Origin of the sequence: Pacificispira spongiicola, assembly GCF_012926505.1 — a bacterium.
In the GTDB taxonomy this organism is placed as follows: Bacteria; Pseudomonadota; Alphaproteobacteria; order UBA8366; family Aestuariispiraceae; genus Pacificispira; species Pacificispira spongiicola.
On record NZ_JABBNT010000005.1, the window covers coordinates 116,326 to 132,756 of the forward strand.

The following is a 16,431-nucleotide window of genomic DNA, read 5'->3' on the forward strand; positions in this document are numbered from 1 at the left end:
TTGACGGCGGTCAGCCCCCGATCACCCGGGGCTTCCGGTCCTGTCCTATGGCGACATAGGTGTAGACCCCTTCCGTCACCAACATCCGTTCCCGGCTGTTCGCGCGCAGGGCCCAGGTCTGAACGTTGATCGCGATCGAGGTTCGCCCGACCCGAACGACATCGGCATAGCAGCAGACGATATCGCCGACAAAAACCGGCAGATGAAACGTCATGCCGTCCACGGCGACCGTCGCGACACGTCCCTTCGCGCGGTGCCCGGCAAGAATGCCGCCGGCAATATCCATCTGCGACAGGACCCAACCGCCGAAAATATCACCGGACGGGTTCGTGTCCGACGGCATGGCAAGCGTGCGAATCTGCAATTCGCCGCGCGGTTCCTGTTCTTGATTCTGCCCCATTAACCCTATCCCACATCTAGTGTCTGAAGAAACACAACCATACCTTATACGCTTGCAGCAACCGAGTCTGCCCGTATAATGCCCCCATGAGCGATTTGTTCCAGAATTCCGGCAGCAAAGATTCGGGCTACTCCGCCAAGGATATCGAAGTCCTTGAGGGCTTGGAACCCGTCCGTCATCGTCCCGGCATGTATATCGGCGGTACGGATGAACGTGCCTATCACCATCTGGTGGCCGAAGTGCTGGATAACTCCATGGACGAGGCGGTGGCCGGGCATGCCAGCCGTATTGAGCTCGACCTGCTGGAGGACGGCTCCGTCACTGTCCGCGACAATGGGCGCGGCATTCCGATCGACCCGCATCCGAAATACAAGGACAAGTCGGCGCTTGAGGTCATTCTGACGACGCTTCATTCCGGCGGGAAATTCTCCGGCAAGGTCTATGCGACCTCCGGCGGGTTGCATGGCGTGGGTATTTCCGTCGTCAATGCGCTGTCGGAAAACTTGGTTGTCGAGGTTGCCCGCGAGCGCACACTCTACCGCCAGACCTATTCCCGCGGTCATGCGCAAGGCCCGCTGGCGAAAGTCGGCGACGCCCCGAACCGACGCGGCACGTCGGTGACATTCCGTCCGGATACGCAAATTTTCGGCGACCGCCAGAAATTCGATCCGGCCGTCCTGTTCCGCATGGCGCGGTCGAAGGCCTATCTGTTCAAGGGCGTGGAAATCCGCTGGACCTGTCCGAAAAGCCTGATCAAGGACGGCTCCGACGTTCCGGAGAAAAGCTCCCTGCACTTTCCCGGCGGTTTGAAGGACTATCTGACCGCGACTCTGGGCGCCCGCGCCACGATCACGCCGCGCCCCTTCGCCGCGTCTTGGAAGGCGCAGGACGGCGTCGGCCAGATGGAATGGGCCATTCACTGGCCCGCCGATGGCGACGGCTTCTGCAGCACCTATTGCAACACCGTCCCGACACCGCAGGGCGGCACCCATGAAAGCGCGATGCGCTCTGCCTTGGCTAAATCGTTGCGGGCCTATGGCGATCTGGTCGGCAACAAGAAGGCCAGCCAGATCACCGGCGACGACATCACGGGCGAAGCCTGCATCATGCTGTCGGTCTTTATCCCGGACCCTCAGTTCCAGGGTCAGACCAAGGAAAAGCTCGTCTCGATCGAGGCCGGGCGCATGGTCGAACTGGCGTTGAAGGATCGGTTCGATCATTGGCTGTCAGAAGACCCGGCATCCGCCAACGATCTGCTGGAACGCATTCTGGAACGCGTGGACGAACGCCAGAAACGCAAGCAGCAGAAGGAACAGCGCCGCAAGACGCCGACGCGAAAACTGCGCCTGCCCGGTAAGCTGGCCGATTGTTCGGACGAAAGCGCGGAAGACACGGAAATCTTCCTGGTTGAGGGCGACAGCGCCGGCGGCAGCGCAAAGCAAGCGCGCAACCGCAAAACCCAGGCAATTCTGCCGATGAAGGGCAAGATTCTGAACGTCGCCTCCGCCTCTGCCGATAAGCTGAAGCAGAACCAGGAACTGAAGGACATCATTCAGGCCCTGGGTTGTGGTACGCGGGCGGATTTCAACGTCGAAAAGCTGCGCTACGAGCGCGTCATCATCATGACCGATGCCGATGTCGACGGCGCGCATATCGCGTCCCTTCTGATGACCTTCTTCTACCGCGAAATGCCGGGCCTGGTCGAAGCGGGCCGCCTGTTCCTGGCACAACCGCCGCTGTATCGACTGTCCCAAGGCGGAAAGTCAGTCTATGCCATGGACGACGCGGCGAAAGACGCAGCGCTGAAGACCGAATTCAAACCGAATGCAAAGGTCGATATCAGCCGGTTCAAAGGCTTGGGCGAAATGCCGCCGGCCCAGTTGCGGGATACCACAATGGATCCGTCGAAACGTACCCTACTGCGCGTCGACCTGCCGAACCGCAGCCGCGAGGAAGAGCTTGAGGAAAGCCGCCGCACGGCGAAGATGGTGGAAACCCTAATGGGCAAAAAGCCGGAAATGCGGTTCCAGTTCATCCAGGAAAACGCCCAGTTCATCGACGAACTGGACGTCTAATTCCCTCATACCCATATCCCTTATCTGACGAAACTGATTGTCGGAGTCCGGTTGGATGAAACGACTTCTTAGCGCCGCGACGCTGATGTCTTGTGCCGTCCTTCTATCCGCCTGCGGTGGTCCCGTGGTCTATAAGGACTATTTCGGAGCCGGATACAGCCATGACGAAATCATGGCGTTCAATGGCAACAAAGACATGAAGCTGACTGTTATCGGAAACCCGTATCTTGCCGATAATAAAGAGCTTTCGGATATCATTGGACAGGCCATGTCGGGAAACAATCCGGGGTTGCCCATCCGCTTCTCCGATACGCCGACGGATGCGCCGAATTCACCGTTGCGTACTGTTGTACTGTTCAATCCGGCGCAGGATGCCCTGGGGCAAACGCTATGCGGCAACGCGTTGCCGAGTCCGTCGGAAAACGACTCGCCGGATATCGCGATGTTGACCTTGTGCAAGAATACCAGCGAGTTCAGCACGGTTTGGCTAAAGATTCCGAACGGTGCAAAGCCGGGCGATGAGGAATTCGCGTTCGCTTTCGCGACGGCGACCAGAACCCTTTTCAAGCTTCGTCCGGACCCGCGAAGTGGCGCGGGTGCGACGTGCCTGTTCGGTTCCTGCTAACGACCGCTACTTGAACAAATGGCGAAGGGATTTGAAATCCTCCGTCCCCGCCTGACCGATCCACTCGAACAAGGCCATTTCCGTCGTCACAACGCCTATTCCCGAGGCGCTTAGGCGTCGCACGGCGCTTGTAACGCTTTCGGGACGACGGCTGGATACGGCATCCTCAACGACGAAGACATCGTATCCCTCCCCCTTGAATCCGAAGGCCGATTGCAGGACGCAAACATGCGATTCGGTACCGCACAGGACGATCTGACGTCGTCCGGTCGCGGCGACCGCCGTCGCGATCACGTCGTCACGGGCGCAGGAGAAATGGGTTTTTGCGAAAATTTCGCCGTTCGAAAGGCGGGATCGAACTTCAGGCACCGTATGCCCTAAACCCTTCGGATATTGTTCGCTGCATAATATGGGAATGTTCAGCATCCGCGCCGCCTCGATCAGGCGTAGACTATTGGCAACAACCCGATCCGCCTCAAAAATAGCGGGGACGAGGCGTTCCTGAACATCCACGACGAATAACAGCGATTGGTCGCATTCGATAAGCATTTCCACAACCCATCCTAATCTAGTACCGCCAAACCGTAGCCAACAGGCAACAGTTGGACAACGGCCTAAGTAAAAACCCGTCGGAATCCGGCAGGTTAATTGACACTCTTCCCACGCCGCCTATAGTCCGCCGCAACTTGCGAATGCCGATAGATGACGATTTTCCGCGATAGCCGGGGGCGCCGCTCCCCACGGGAAGTCAGGCAATGAAGGAACTCATGGCGACAACTTTTGCCGATTTAGGTCTCAGCGATCCGATCCTCCGCGCGATCAGCGATGCGGGCTACGAAACTCCGACTCCCATTCAGGAAAAGGCGATCCCCTACGTCCTGATGAATCGCGACATCCTGGGATGCGCGCAAACGGGGACCGGCAAAACCGCTTCCTTCACCCTGCCGATGATCGATATCCTGAGCCAGGGGCGCAGCCGCGCCCGCATGCCGCGGACCGTCATCCTGGAACCGACGCGCGAATTGGCCGCGCAAGTCGCGGACAATTTCGAGACTTACGGCAAGTACAACAAGCTGAACATGGCCTTGCTGATCGGCGGCGTTTCCTTTGCCGACCAGGAAGCGAAACTGAATCGCGGCGTGGATGTCCTGATCGCGACGCCGGGCCGACTGATGGACCATTGCGAACGTGGTAAGGTCATCCTGACAGATACCAAAGTCTTGGTGATCGACGAGGCTGACCGGATGCTCGACATGGGCTTCATCCCCGATGTCGAAAAGATCGTGTCGCTGATGCCGCCGTTGCGACAGACGCTGATGTTTTCCGCTACCATGCCGCCGGAAATCCGCAGGCTGGCCGCGAAATTCCTGTCCAATCCGAAGGAAATCACGGTCTCGCCCCCCGCCAGCACGGCGGACACGATCACCCAATCCGTCATTCGGGTCGATGGCCGCCAGAAGCGGCGCACTCTGTTCCGGCTGTTGAAAGACGACACAATCACGAACGGTCTGGTCTTCTGCAACCGCAAGCGAGATGTCGCGACCCTGTATCGCGCCCTTGAAGAGGCCGGGTTCTCTACCGGCGCCCTGCACGGCGACATGGACCAGTACAAGCGCCTGGAATGGCTGGATCGGTTCAAGAAAAACGAGATCACCATTCTGGTATGCTCCGATGTTGCCGCGCGCGGTCTGGACATCCCGTCGGTCAGCCACGTCTTCAACTATGACGTTCCGACCCATGCGGAAGACTATGTCCATCGGATCGGTCGCACCGGTCGTGCCGGGCGCAAAGGCGTTTCCATCACCCTCGCCAGCGACGCGGAATCGAAATATCTGGGCTTCATCGAAAAGTTGATCGGCAAGAAGATCCCCGTGACGGACAATACCGACGCCAAGGAAGCGCCGGTCGAGACCGATGACACCGGCGTCGAAGCATCCAATGCCGAAGATACCAAGCCCCCCCGGAAGTCGCGGTCGAAACGCACCGACAAGGCCCCGCGCGAAAACAAAGCGCCGCGTGAAAACGAGGCCCCGCGTCAGGACGCGAAAACCCGCGAGGAAAGCCGTGGCCGCGGCGGTCGTAAATCCGGCGGTCGGGATCGTGATTCCTATTACGATGTGAACGACGATCCGTTGCCGGATATCAAGGACACGCCTTTCGGTCAGACGGAACAGGTTCCGGCCTTCCTGCTGCGGCGCTGATCGTCCTTATTCCTAAAATCCCTGCTTTCACTTGCACCTGCCCGTTGGGAGGATGCATTGTTGCGCCTATCAATCCGTCCGGTGCCATTCGATAGAGGAGCCAACCCGCCATGCGCACGTTATTCGTCCAGGTTAAATGCGAACTGGGAGATGCTTACAAGACGGCGGCGGAAGCGATCGAATCGGTGGAGCATGTCTCCGAGGTTTACTCAACCTCTGGCCAATACGACCTTTTGATGAAATGTTACATTCCTGAGGACTTGGATATAGGCCATTTCGTGACCGAACAAATTCAACGCCTGCCGGGCGTCCGAGACACGTTCACCACGTTGGCCTTCAAGGCGTTTTAAGGTCGGGGAGAGAGTTTATGGGGGATCGATTGGGGAATCGTCGTGAATCGGACCGGGAACTGAAGGGCGAAATCATCAGCCTTGTTCAGTATGTGCGGCGCTTTCGCGAAGAAATCGCGCAGATGGTCGCGTCCGAAGGCAGTCAGACCCGCTTCGATTCCATGGCGGATCAGTTGGACGCCATCGTCGGCGCGACGGAAGAAGCGACCCATTCGATCCTGGAACGGATGGAAGTGGTCGACAACACGGTTGAAGCCCTGCGCGGCGAAGAGGATGCCGATAAACGCGGCGCCTTGTGCGACAAGATCAATGAAGAGACCATGGCGGCGATCGAAGCCTGCACGTTCCAGGACATTACCGGTCAGCGCGTGACGAAGATCGTGCGGTCGATGAAATTCGTCGAGGAACGGGTCAACCGCATGATCGAACTGTGGGGACAGGAAGAAATCAACCGCCTTGCCGGTCAATATGCCGAGGAAAACAAGGTTGAAGGCGATGACGCCCTGTTGAACGGTCCCGCCCTGCAAAAGGAAGCGTCGATTTCCCAGGATGAAATCGACAAGTTGTTCGATTGACCGGGCCGACCCTTACAGTCGTTGATACGCTGGCCACCGAACCGCCGGACCGCCGACGGAACCTTTACCGGTCGGATTTGGCCGACATCAGCCTCAAGGGCCGTGTGACCGCCGATCGCTTTATCGAAGGCACACCGGCGCAAATATGCCTTCCCGTGGTGCCGGTCCGGCGGGAACCCGATATGGCAATGGCGCGGGAAACCGAATATCTGCAGGGCGAATCCGTCCGGGTATACGACCGGGCGAACGGCTGGGCTTGGGTCCAATCGCAACGGGACTTGTATACCGGCTATATCGACGAACGGGCCTTGGCGCAGGATCAGCCCTTGCCGACACACCGGGTGTCTGTCCGCAGCAGCCACCTCTACCCCGCCCCGGACGTAAAGCGTTTTGCAACATCCGCGCTGTCTTTCGGATCTCGCGTGACTGTTGTGGATCGGCAAAACCGCTGGTCCCGCATCGCCGATGGCCAATGGATTTATTCCGAACATCTGATGCCGGTCGGCACCTATGAATCCGACGCCGTTTCGGTTGCCCAGCGTTTTCTGGAGGCTCCCTATCTGTGGGGGGGGCGATCCAATCAGGGACTGGATTGTTCCGCCATGGTTCAATTCGCGTTGGAAGCCTGCGGCGTCCCCTGCCCGCGCGATACGGACATGCAGGAACGCGAAGTCGGCTATCCCCTATCTGTATCGCACGCGGATCTCCAACGCGGCGACTTGGTTTTTTGGCCCGGCCATGTCGGAATGATGGTGAACGAAACTCACGCCATTCACGCCAATGCCACTGATATGGCGGTGCGTATCTGGCCGCTAGATCGAATGGAGGATCACATCCGCCGGGTCGAGAATCTGGAAATACGAAGCATCCGTCGGTTAAGATAGGGGGCAATTATGCCGCGTTTCACGGCCAATCTTTCGATGCTGTTTACCGAACTGCCCATGTTGGAGCGGTTCTCCGCGGCAAAAGAGGCCGGATTTGACGGCGTTGAAATCCAATTCCCATACGATTTCCCCACCGACGAATTGCAGGATGCCAAGGACCAGTGCGGCCTCCCCCTCGTTCATATCAATCTGCCGCCGGGCGACTGGCAACGGGGCGATCGGGGAAACGGCGCCCTTCCCGGCCGAGAAGCGGAATTCGAACGCGGCTTTGCCAAGGCCTTGGAGTATGCGGAGGCGTTGGACTGCCGCAAACTGCATGTCATGGCAGGTGTCGCGCCGATCACGCTGGACGAACGCGTGCATCACTCCACGATGGAAGCAAACCTTCGGCGGATTGCCCCGCGAGCGGCAAAGTCCGGTATCCAATTATTGGTGGAGCCGATCAATACCCGCGACATCCCCAACTACGTTCTGAACAAGACCGAGCACGCCTTGCGGATCATCGACAATGTTCAGGCATCGAATATCGCCCTTCAACTCGACCTCTATCACCGGCAAATCATGCAGGGCGATCTGATCGCGACCCTGGAACGATGCATTGACCGGATCGGCCACATTCAGATCGCCGGCGTTCCCGGACGGAACGAGCCGGATACCGGGGAAGTGAATTACGAACCGGTTCTGAAACGTCTCGACACCCTCGGTTACGACGGCTGGGTAGGGTGCGAATATGTCCCCCGCGACGATACCTGGTCCGGTCTCGGATGGATGCAACGGTACAAATCATGACGCGCCGCGCAACGGAGCCTAGGGCCTGGCAACGCATGTTGAGCGGCCGCCGCTTGGACCTGCTCAACCCGAGTCCGGTCGATATCGAAATAGACGATATCGCCCACGGTCTCGCCCGCGTCGCCCGCTGGAACGGCCAGACGACCGGCGACTGGGCGTTTTCCGTCGCCCAGCATTGCGTGATGGTGGAGGCGCTGGCGGTGGAAATCGACCCGGGCCTATCGCCGGAAAAGCGGCTGCTGGCGCTGCTGCACGATGCCAGCGAATATGTCGTCGGAGACATGATATCGCCGTTCAAGAACGCGATCGGTTATAACTACCGCGACCTCGAGGACAGATTGCAGCGCGCGATCCATATCCGGTTCGGATTGCCCCCAGCAATTCCTCCAACCCTGAAGAAACTGATTAAGAAGGCCGATCTGCATGCCGCCAGGATCGAAGCGACCGGCATCGCCGGCTTTGCGGAGGCGGAAGCCGTCAAAATCTGGGGGAAGCCACCGAAAGTCCCAGCCAGTGGCCCCTTCGACCCAACCCCAATTCCCCCGACCGAGGCCAAGACCCGTTTCCTTCGGCGCTTCATTTCCCTAAACACGGCGATGCAGCGGTAAGCGTCGACTTGTTCCATACAGTCGCCGTTCTCACGACCGGCGGCAGACTGGTTCGGTCCCCTCGTTTCCGGCAAATTGGCGCCGTGTCGTTTCCAAGGCTATTTCCGTGATCGATATCCATACCCTTGAAATGCTTCTGATCGTCGGTGCCGGATTCCTCGCGGGCGGCATCCTGAAGGGCGCGACCGGCGCGGGTGCGCCGATCATCGTCGTTCCGCTGATGGCCCTGTTCTACGACGTGCCCTTCGCCGTCACCATGTTCGTGATCCCCAATTTCGTCACCAATATCCGGCAAGCGCAGGTCTACTGGGACCATCGCCTGCCCGGCCGCTTCACCTATGTCTTCGCCTTTGCAGGATTGTTGGGTGCCGCTTTCGGCACCGTCCTGTTGGCCGTCCTATCCGGGGACAGTCTGCTACTGATCGTCGCGGGAATCGTCTTCGTCTATATCGCCTTCCGTCTCGCCAAACCGCATTGGGCCCTGGATCGCGGCATTGCGACCCGCATCAGTTTTCCGGTCGGGGCCTTCGCGGGCATGTTGCAGGGGGCCTGCGGGATTTCCGCGCCGGTTTCCATCACCTTCATGAACGCGCAACGTCTGAAACGTGAAGAGTTCATCGCCACGATTTCCGTCTTCTTCGCGGCGATGGCGGTGTCGCAGTTCCCCTTGATGGTCTGGTATGGGTTGATGACCTGGGAACGCTTCATCCTCAGCTTCGTGGCGCTGATCCCGCTGATGGCGGGAATGCCGTTGGGGGCGCGGATCGGCAAGCGCCTGTCCCGAGAAACCTTCGACCGGATCATCCTGGTCATGCTGGCGGCAATCGGCGTGAAGCTATTGTTCGACTACCTCACCTAACCCCCCGATCTGACGACGATAGGTTCCGCCAAAGCAGGCTATATGAATTTCATATGGCCTGTTTTCCGCCGCATTGGAGTAGTTCTAGCCCCGTTAAAATCAAGAACGGTGCAGTGACGGAGGACTCCCATGCAGACCAGTGCCCCCAGCGACCACGACGAACTTCGCGATGCGCTGCGCGCTCTCTGCCAGGAATTCCCGAGTGACTATCACCGGGAACATGCGTCGAAGGACATCTATCCCGAAGATTTCATCAATGCCCTGACGCGCGACGGCTGGCTAGCCGCGATGATCCCGGAAGAATACGGCGGATCGGGCCTGGGCCTGACGGAAGCCAGCATCGTGATGGAGGAGATCAATCGGTCGGGCGGCAATGCCGGACACTGCCACGGTCAGATGTACAATATGGGCACCCTGCTGCGCCACGGATCGGAAGAGCAGAAACGCGCCTACTTGCCGGGGATCGCCAGCGGCGACTTGCGCCTGCAATCCATGGCGGTCACGGAACCGACGACCGGCACCGACACGACAAAGCTGAAGACGACCGCCATGCGCAAGGGCGACCGTTACATCGTTAACGGCCAGAAGGTCTGGATCAGCCGCATTCAGCATTCCGACCTGATGATCTTGCTCGCCCGCACGACGCCGCTGCCGGAGGTGAAACGCAAATCCGAAGGCATGTCGATTTTCATCGTCGACCTGAAGGATGCCTTGGGCAACGGCATGGAAATCAGCCCGATCAAGAACATGGTCGGCCATGAAACCAACGAAGTCTTCTTCGACAATCTGGAAATTCCGGCGGAAAACCTGATCGGGGAAGAAGGCAAAGGCTTCCGCTACATCCTGGACGGGCTGAACGCGGAACGTACGCTGATCGCCGCGGAATGCATCGGCGACGGCTACTGGTTCCTGGAACGCGCCACGCAATACGCCAATGAGCGCATCGTCTTCGACCGGCCGATCGGCCAGAACCAGGGCGTCCAATTCCCCCTCGCCAAAGCCTATGTGAATGTGGAGGCTGCAAACTTGATGCGGTTCGAGGCCTGTCGCCGTTTCGACGCGGGCGAGGCCTGCGGCGCACAGGCGAATATGGCGAAATTGTTGGCCGCCGACGCCTCCTGGGAAGCGGCCAATGCCTGCCTGCAAACCCATGGCGGGTTCGGCTTCGCGGAAGAATACGATATCGAACGCAAATTCAAGGAAACCCGCCTGTATCAGGTCGCGCCGATCTCGACGAACCTGATCCTGTCCTATGTGGCGGAACATATTCTGGGTCTGCCGCGGTCCTTCTGAACATGACACGGAAAGCCGCCGCGACCTCCTTCCCTCTCTTCGTTCCCGCCACGCGGCCGGACCGGATCGCCAAGGCCTGCGCCGCCGGGACCGATACGGTCGTCATCGATCTCGAAGACGCCGTCGCCCCAACGGACAAGACGCAGGCGGCGGACGGTCTACGAGCCGTCGAGCTGCCTCCGGGTGATACAGCCTTATTCTTGCGCATTAACGGCGTCGGCACCCCTTGGTTCGCCAAGGATATCGAAATCGCCGGGCGCGTCGGTATCGACGGGATCGTCCTGCCCAAGGCGGAATACCCAGACCAAATCATCCAGATACGCAATGCCGTTCCTCAAGGCATGGCTATCTTCGCCTTGATCGAAACGGCGCGCGGACTGAATAACGCCACATCCATCGCCGCCGCCTGTGACCGGCTCGTTTTCGGATCGATCGACTACAGCGCGGATATCGGCTGCGCCCATACACCTACCGCGCTTCTGCACGCGCGCAGCACGCTGGTCGTCGCCTCCCGCCTTGCCGGGCTGCCGGGCCCCATCGACGGGGTCACCACCGGGATCGACCGGCCCGACTTGATCCGAGACGATGCGGCCCATGGCAATGAATTGGGATTCCGCGGGAAACTGCTGATCCATCCAAAACAACTCGCCTCGGCGATCGAAGGCTATCGGCCCGACGAGGACACACTCGCCTGGGCGCACCGAATTCTAGCCGCCGCATCCGGCGGTGATGCGGTCGCGGTCGACGGCGAGATGGTCGACAAGCCCGTCATCGACCGGGCACGATCCATTCTTGACCTGAACGAGAGTTTGAACGCGAAGGCCGCCCTATGACACTGAACGACGCAATCCTGGATATCGCGATGTTGCGGGAAGAGAGCCTTCCGGCCACTGCCCTGGCCATGGCGCGCCATTCTCTGGCCGATTGGCTTGTCTGTGGTCGCGCCGGCGCATCCGAACCGTTGAGCCGGCATCTGCGCGCCCTGTCGGAAGAGGAGGCCGGGGTGAAGGCCGCGACCGTGATCGGTGGCGGCAAGGCCCCTGCCCGCATGGCGGCCCTGGTCAATGGTGCGACCAGCCATGCGTTGGACTATGACGATACCCATTTCGCCCATATCGGCCATCTGTCCGTTGGCGTTTATCCGGCGGCCCTGGCCGTGGGGGAAGAAATCGGCGCGACCGCCGATGCGGTGGTTTCCGCCTTCCTGGTCGGCGCCGAAGCGGCAATCCGGATCGGCATGACCTTGGGGGCGGTTCATTACAATCGCGGCTTTCACCAAACCGCCACCGCCGGTGCCTTCGGGGCGACGGTCGCGGCGGGACGCCTATACGGTTTGACCCGCGATCAGATGCGCGCGGCCATCGGCCTCTGTGCGACACGCGCGTCCGGTTTGAAAAGCCAGTTCGGCACAATGGGGAAACCCTACAATGCCGGGATTGCTGCGGCCAACGGCGTCGAATGCGCGAAATTGGCGGCGAAGGGCTTCACCTCCGCCGATGACGGGTTGATGGGGCCGCAGGGCTTTATCCCGACCCATTCGGACGCGCCTACACCGGACGCGGCATTGCTAAACCTACCGCCGGAAACTTTCCTGTTTGAGGATATCAAATATAAGTTCCACGCCTGCTGCCACGGCACGCATGCGATGATTGAAGGCCTGTTGCGGGCGAAAGGCGCGTCCAACGCGATTTCCACGGACAGTGTGGCGCGGTTCACGCTGCGCACCAATCCGCGTTGGCTGTCGGTTTGTAACATCGACACGCCGCGCACGGGACTGGAGGTAAAGTTCAGTTACCGCTGGCTTGCCGGGATGGTGTTGAACGGTATCGCCACCGGCAGCGACCGGATTTACACGGACGCCCTGGCGCGCGACCCCGACCTGGCCGCATTCGCGCCGAAAGTCGATGTTTCCGGCGATCCATCGCTGACGGATATGCAGGCGGTCGGCAGCCTGACGTTAACGGACGGCGCCGAAATCCAAATCGACTATGACCTAGCGGCACGTTTGTCGGAATCAGAACTGACATCCGGGCTGCATAGGAAGGCCATCGATGTTCTGGGCGCGGATAGGGCCGCGCGGCTCGCCGATTTGTCCTCGCGCCTGTCCACGTTGACAGCCCAAGACCTAGGCGCCTTTTTGGGGAGCGCGGAATGAGCGAGTACCGCGATTGGATCGGCAGAGCGCGGATCAGCAGCGAACCCATCACGGATCGCATGCTGGACCATTTCAAGGTCACGCTGACAGGCCTGCTGGGTCCCGGCCCCGTCCCCTGTGGCTTCCAATGGTGCCTTGCTCCCGATTCCGTGGAAGCGGCGGAACTGGGGCCGGACGGACACCCGCGCACCGGGCTCTTTCTACCAAAACTGCCCCTGCCGCGACGGATGTGGGCGGGCGGTAGCGTGACCACCATCCGAGATTTGTCTCTGAATGACATAGTCACAAGAAAATCAGTGATTACCGACGTGACATTCAAGCAGGGTCGCAGCGGAAATTTAGGCTTCGTTACGGTGGAACACAGCTACTCGGTCGATGGCGACCCGCGTATCAACGAGGTTCAGAACATCGTCTATCGGGAAGCCCCTGCCGCTGGTGCCGCGCCACCCGCACCGCCTGTGGCGGAGGCGTGGGCGACCGTCGACCAATGGAAAGTCACCCCGACACCGACCTTGTTGTTCCGCTATTCCGCGCTGACCTTCAACGGTCACCGCATCCACTACGATTTCCCCTATGCGACGCAGGAAGAAGGTTATGCCGGGCTGGTCGTGCATGGACCGATGCAGGCAACGTGGATGCAGAACATGGCGGCAAAGCTGTTCGGCAAGGCACCGTCATGCTTCACCTATCGCGGTGTATCTCCATTGATCTGCGGCATTCCGGTCATTGTGGAAGCACGAGAGTCGGATCGCGGTCTCGATCTGCGGGTTCGCAAGGTCGGGGACGATACGGTCACCATGCAGGCCACGGCGGAGGCCTGACCCGACCCCCAAACATCACCCCAGGGCATGACACCGCAACAACGCGGTGTAGAAGGATTCCGCCTGCGGAATTCGCACCTGTTCCAACTGCCGGTGTGTATCCAGCAGCATATCGTCCGAAATGATCTTGAAGGGCAGCCCGGTGGATTGCGCCAATATCTGCTGCCGGCAGGCCCGTTCCAGGTAATAGAGGTCATCGAAGGCTGCGGCCACGCTTTCGCCGCCGACAGTGACACCATGATTATCCAGGAAAAAAATATCGGCGTCGGGATTGTCCTTCTGCGCTTCCGCGATCCGTTCCCCTTCCGCATCGTCCAATGCGATGCCGCCGAAAGCGTGGTGCGCCATTCGACGCCAAAATCGCACAGCGGTCTGATGCGCCATTTCCAGCTTGCCGCCCTCCAACATGGTCAGCGCGGTGGCATGGGGCATATGCGTGTGCAGCAGGACCTTATGGCGCGGGTTTGCGCGGTGTCCGGCGATATGGATCGTCCGGGCGGTGGCTTCCACCTCGCCCTCGCCCTCCAAAACCGTCCCCTGCCCATCGATGAGCAACAGGCTGTCCGGCTTCATTTCGGACCAATGCAGGCCATAGGGATTGATCAGGAAGCGTTCGTCCCGCCCCGGCACGACGGCAGAGAAGTGATTACAGATCCCTTCCGACAGCCCGAACCGATCCGCCAGAACGAAGGCGGCCGCCAAGTCGCGCCGAAGCGTTTGAATTTCCGTCATACCCCCCACCCCTCTACGCCATTGCAACGAGAATTCGGCGCTCGCCCTTGAACGGTTTCCGCCCATGCATTGCCAGAACGTTGTCGACGACCATCACATCGCCGGCCTCCCAGGGAAAAGCGACTTCCAGGGATCGGGTCACGGACCGAATGGTGCGCAGGTCATCCGCGTCGATTTCCGTCCCGTCGCCATAGATCACGTGATTGCCCAGCGACCCCTCGCCCGCCGTCGACGGATCGAAGCGTGGATCGTCCGAGCCGCCAAAAGATGTCTTCACGCCGCCGAGGTCGCGATGCCATTGATCGGCCTGATTCCACCAGCATTTCTCGCCGGTTTTCGGATGGGTCACGATAGCGTCATGCGGCGCGCGGGTGCGAATGCCGTAATCCGTCCAGGTCCAGTCCATCCCGGATTGGCGCAGATAGGCTTCCACCGCTTCTCGGCTATCGGTTTCGAAGGTCTCCTGCCAGCTCTTGCCGATGCCCGGCTTTCCATCCGCGTCCCACAGATGTTGCAGATAGACGATGCCGCGCGTTTCGAAACGATCCCGGATATCCGACGGGATCGCCTGATAGACCTGCCGTCCGTCCGCAATATGGGTTTCGCCACCTTCGGCCGACGGTATCAGGCAGCCAAAGAAGACGATACGCGGCGACCATCCGGCATAGGAAAGCTCGTTGTGCAGAAAAACTTCCAAATCGGCATCATATTCGGTTGAGGTATAGACCTGATCCGTCACGCCGGTGCGCGGGGAATCGCCACCGGTATAGGGCCGCAAATCCGGTTCGATCGCCTGACAGACCGCGCGGAAGGCCACCGGGGACGGCAGGTCGAATCCACGTAACAAGACAACGCCCGCCTTTTCCGCGATCGCCTGAATATCCGCCGCGTTTTCCCGCGCCCAGGCAGTACCGTCGCCTGCCGGAACACGTAACATCATGGGAAGGCTGCGGTCTTTTATCATCGGAATTGCATTCATTTGGCCGTTTTTTCCCTGTTATCTTTAGTCGAACAGGAGCAAACCCGACTAATGCCATGCAGGCAAGAGGGCCAATGTCATTTCTTATCGTCGGTCATGTATAATTGACCTTCCCAGATTCCGCGCTGCACCAGATCTTTTGCGACATCCAGCGTGACGTCGCGGACGGCGCGGCAGGCGCGGCTCATCATCCGGGTCGGCTTCCGGACCAGATAGACTGGGCGTGACGGCACCGGGTCGATGATCGGCGCGCGCAACAGTTCGCCCCGTGACACGAAATCGTAGACCGCTGCCGGCGCAAATGCCGTATAGGCGGAGCCGCGCGCCACCAGATCCTTAATCTGTGTCATCGCATCCATTTCGATGACGACATTCAAGGTCGTTCCGCTGCGCGACGCGGCGTCTTCCACGATCCGGCGCAATCCATGTGTCCGGCCGGGCAGGATCATGTCTATCCCAGCGAGGTCGGCCATCCGCACCGGCTCCCCCGGCGGTGTCGATAGCGGCCATGCATCGGGCGCGGAAAAGAAATAGACCTGTTCGTCCAGCACATGCACCGCCTCGAAATGCTCGACGCCCTGCAAATCGTATAGGAATCCGATTTCGACGGTTTCGTCCTCGATCCAGGCCTTGATATAGCCGCTCATCGCCTCAATCGCTTTCAGGCGAACCTCCGGCAACTCGACTCGAACCGTTTCGGCAAGGGGAACGGACATAACCATGGATACCGACGGCGGCATGCCGAAACTGACGCTACCGTGCACCGCCTGCCCTAAATCCTGCATTTCCGCCAAGCAGGCATCCATGCTGTTGCAGATATGTTTGGCATATTGCAGGAAAATCCGCCCCTCTTCCGTCAGAACCGACCCCCGATGCGACCGTTCGACCAGTCGAACGCCCAGCTCCTGCTCCATATTCGCCAGATGTTGAGACAAAGACGGTTGTGCGACATTCAGGCTATGCGCCGCGCTCGATAGCGACGACGACTGCGCGATGGCGATGAAATAGCGGAGCTGTCGGATATCCATTGGGTAACTCGGCAACAAGGTGAGAAGGCCATAAGATTATCCTATGACATATCCCGT

18 protein-coding genes are annotated in these 16,431 nt (G+C 59.7%); 13 read left to right on the forward strand and 5 right to left on the reverse strand.

What is annotated here, in order from left to right; translation table 11 throughout:
- Positions 1-10 precede the first annotated feature (10 nt).
- Complete coding sequence (locus HH303_RS16315) at positions 11-400, reverse strand: acyl-CoA thioesterase (protein WP_169626453.1); 390 nt, start codon at positions 398-400, stop codon at positions 11-13.
- An 86-nt stretch (positions 401-486) separates the two neighbouring features.
- On the opposite strand from HH303_RS16315, the gene parE reads away from it, so the two are divergent.
- Together parE and HH303_RS16325 are read left to right on the forward strand one after the other, a co-directional pair.
- Entirely contained in the window at positions 487-2,475 is a 1,989-nt protein-coding gene (gene parE, locus HH303_RS16320) for a DNA topoisomerase IV subunit B (RefSeq protein WP_169626454.1), read from the forward strand.
- A gap of 124 nt (positions 2,476-2,599) precedes the next feature.
- Positions 2,600-3,100, forward strand: coding sequence for a hypothetical protein (locus HH303_RS16325; protein ID WP_169626455.1), 501 nt, complete (start codon positions 2,600-2,602; stop codon positions 3,098-3,100).
- A 6-nt stretch (positions 3,101-3,106) separates the two neighbouring features.
- On the opposite strand, the gene HH303_RS16330 is transcribed toward HH303_RS16325, so the two are convergent.
- The gene (locus HH303_RS16330; RefSeq protein ID WP_169626456.1) at positions 3,107-3,649 is read right to left on the reverse strand and encodes a hydrolase; all 543 of its coding nucleotides are present in this window, start codon (positions 3,647-3,649) and stop codon (positions 3,107-3,109) included.
- A gap of 206 nt (positions 3,650-3,855) precedes the next feature.
- On the opposite strand from HH303_RS16330, the gene HH303_RS16335 reads away from it, so the two are divergent.
- The 11 genes from HH303_RS16335 (at position 3,856) to HH303_RS16385 (ending at position 13,635) form a co-directional block, all read left to right on the forward strand.
- Positions 3,856-5,301, forward strand: coding sequence for a DEAD/DEAH box helicase (locus HH303_RS16335; RefSeq protein ID WP_227421881.1), 1,446 nt, complete (start codon positions 3,856-3,858; stop codon positions 5,299-5,301).
- Between the two features lie 110 nt (positions 5,302-5,411).
- A complete protein-coding gene (locus HH303_RS16340; protein ID WP_169626457.1) occupies positions 5,412-5,651 on the forward strand; it encodes an Lrp/AsnC ligand binding domain-containing protein in 240 nt (79 codons plus the stop codon).
- A 17-nt stretch (positions 5,652-5,668) separates the two neighbouring features.
- On the forward strand, positions 5,669-6,226 hold the full coding sequence (locus HH303_RS16345) for a protein phosphatase CheZ (protein ID WP_169626458.1): 558 nt from the start codon (positions 5,669-5,671) through the stop codon (positions 6,224-6,226).
- Positions 6,223-7,110 (forward strand): C40 family peptidase, encoded by an 888-nt coding sequence (locus tag HH303_RS16350; RefSeq protein ID WP_169626459.1) that lies wholly within the window; start codon positions 6,223-6,225, stop codon positions 7,108-7,110. The genes HH303_RS16345 and HH303_RS16350 overlap by 4 nt, the downstream gene beginning before the upstream one ends.
- 9 nt (positions 7,111-7,119) lie before the next feature.
- On the forward strand, positions 7,120-7,899 hold the full coding sequence (otnI, locus tag HH303_RS16355; RefSeq protein ID WP_169626460.1) for a 2-oxo-tetronate isomerase: 780 nt from the start codon (positions 7,120-7,122) through the stop codon (positions 7,897-7,899).
- Entirely contained in the window at positions 7,896-8,507 is a 612-nt protein-coding gene (locus tag HH303_RS16360) for an HD family hydrolase (protein WP_227421882.1), read from the forward strand. Before otnI ends, HH303_RS16360 begins: the two co-directional genes overlap by 4 nt.
- A gap of 106 nt (positions 8,508-8,613) precedes the next feature.
- Positions 8,614-9,366: a sulfite exporter TauE/SafE family protein gene (locus tag HH303_RS16365; RefSeq protein ID WP_319637436.1), complete on the forward strand. Its 753-nt coding sequence runs from the start codon at positions 8,614-8,616 to the stop codon at positions 9,364-9,366.
- 129 nt (positions 9,367-9,495) lie between these two features.
- Complete coding sequence (locus HH303_RS16370; RefSeq protein ID WP_169626461.1) at positions 9,496-10,659, forward strand: acyl-CoA dehydrogenase family protein; 1,164 nt, start codon at positions 9,496-9,498, stop codon at positions 10,657-10,659.
- Positions 10,660-10,661: 2 nt separating this feature from the next.
- On the forward strand, positions 10,662-11,492 hold the full coding sequence (locus HH303_RS16375) for an HpcH/HpaI aldolase/citrate lyase family protein (RefSeq protein WP_169626462.1): 831 nt from the start codon (positions 10,662-10,664) through the stop codon (positions 11,490-11,492).
- The gene (locus HH303_RS16380) at positions 11,489-12,814 is read left to right on the forward strand and encodes an MmgE/PrpD family protein (protein ID WP_169626463.1); all 1,326 of its coding nucleotides are present in this window, start codon (positions 11,489-11,491) and stop codon (positions 12,812-12,814) included. The genes HH303_RS16375 and HH303_RS16380 overlap by 4 nt, the downstream gene beginning before the upstream one ends.
- Positions 12,811-13,635, forward strand: a complete 825-nt coding sequence (locus HH303_RS16385) for an FAS1-like dehydratase domain-containing protein (protein ID WP_169626464.1) — start codon at positions 12,811-12,813, stop codon at positions 13,633-13,635. The genes HH303_RS16380 and HH303_RS16385 overlap by 4 nt, the downstream gene beginning before the upstream one ends.
- Positions 13,636-13,650: 15 nt before the next feature.
- Here the strand turns inward: HH303_RS16385 and HH303_RS16390 are convergent, their stop codons facing one another.
- The 3 genes from HH303_RS16390 to HH303_RS16400 form a co-directional block, all read right to left on the reverse strand.
- Positions 13,651-14,367, reverse strand: a complete 717-nt coding sequence (locus HH303_RS16390; protein ID WP_169626465.1) for an aldolase — start codon at positions 14,365-14,367, stop codon at positions 13,651-13,653.
- 13 nt (positions 14,368-14,380) lie between these two features.
- Positions 14,381-15,307 (reverse strand): TauD/TfdA family dioxygenase, encoded by a 927-nt coding sequence (locus HH303_RS16395; RefSeq protein WP_169626466.1) that lies wholly within the window; start codon positions 15,305-15,307, stop codon positions 14,381-14,383.
- A 116-nt stretch (positions 15,308-15,423) separates the two neighbouring features.
- Positions 15,424-16,374 (reverse strand): LysR family transcriptional regulator, encoded by a 951-nt coding sequence (locus tag HH303_RS16400; protein WP_169626467.1) that lies wholly within the window; start codon positions 16,372-16,374, stop codon positions 15,424-15,426.
- Positions 16,375-16,431: the final 57 nt, after the last annotated feature.

Bases quoted from the DNA above. Each gene is read 5' to 3' on its own strand.
- HH303_RS16330 (WP_169626456.1), bottom strand. From the start codon at position 3,649: ATGCTTATCGAATGCGACCAATCGCTGTTATTCGTCGTGGATGTTCAG.
- parE (WP_169626454.1), top strand. From the start codon at position 487: ATGAGCGATTTGTTCCAGAATTCCGGCAGCAAAGATTCGGGCTACTCC.
- otnI (WP_169626460.1), top strand. From the start codon at position 7,120: ATGCCGCGTTTCACGGCCAATCTTTCGATGCTGTTTACCGAACTGCCC.
- HH303_RS16340 (WP_169626457.1), top strand. From the start codon at position 5,412: ATGCGCACGTTATTCGTCCAGGTTAAATGCGAACTGGGAGATGCTTAC.
- HH303_RS16345 (WP_169626458.1), top strand. From the start codon at position 5,669: ATGGGGGATCGATTGGGGAATCGTCGTGAATCGGACCGGGAACTGAAG.
- HH303_RS16335 (WP_227421881.1), top strand. From the start codon at position 3,856: ATGAAGGAACTCATGGCGACAACTTTTGCCGATTTAGGTCTCAGCGAT.
- HH303_RS16360 (WP_227421882.1), top strand. From the start codon at position 7,896: ATGACGCGCCGCGCAACGGAGCCTAGGGCCTGGCAACGCATGTTGAGC.
- HH303_RS16315 (WP_169626453.1), bottom strand. From the start codon at position 400: ATGGGGCAGAATCAAGAACAGGAACCGCGCGGCGAATTGCAGATTCGC.
- HH303_RS16395 (WP_169626466.1), bottom strand. From the start codon at position 15,307: ATGATGTTACGTGTTCCGGCAGGCGACGGTACTGCCTGGGCGCGGGAA.
- HH303_RS16380 (WP_169626463.1), top strand. From the start codon at position 11,489: ATGACACTGAACGACGCAATCCTGGATATCGCGATGTTGCGGGAAGAG.
- HH303_RS16375 (WP_169626462.1), top strand. From the start codon at position 10,662: ATGACACGGAAAGCCGCCGCGACCTCCTTCCCTCTCTTCGTTCCCGCC.
- HH303_RS16400 (WP_169626467.1), bottom strand. From the start codon at position 16,374: ATGGATATCCGACAGCTCCGCTATTTCATCGCCATCGCGCAGTCGTCG.
- HH303_RS16370 (WP_169626461.1), top strand. From the start codon at position 9,496: ATGCAGACCAGTGCCCCCAGCGACCACGACGAACTTCGCGATGCGCTG.
- HH303_RS16390 (WP_169626465.1), bottom strand. From the start codon at position 14,367: ATGACGGAAATTCAAACGCTTCGGCGCGACTTGGCGGCCGCCTTCGTT.
- HH303_RS16385 (WP_169626464.1), top strand. From the start codon at position 12,811: ATGAGCGAGTACCGCGATTGGATCGGCAGAGCGCGGATCAGCAGCGAA.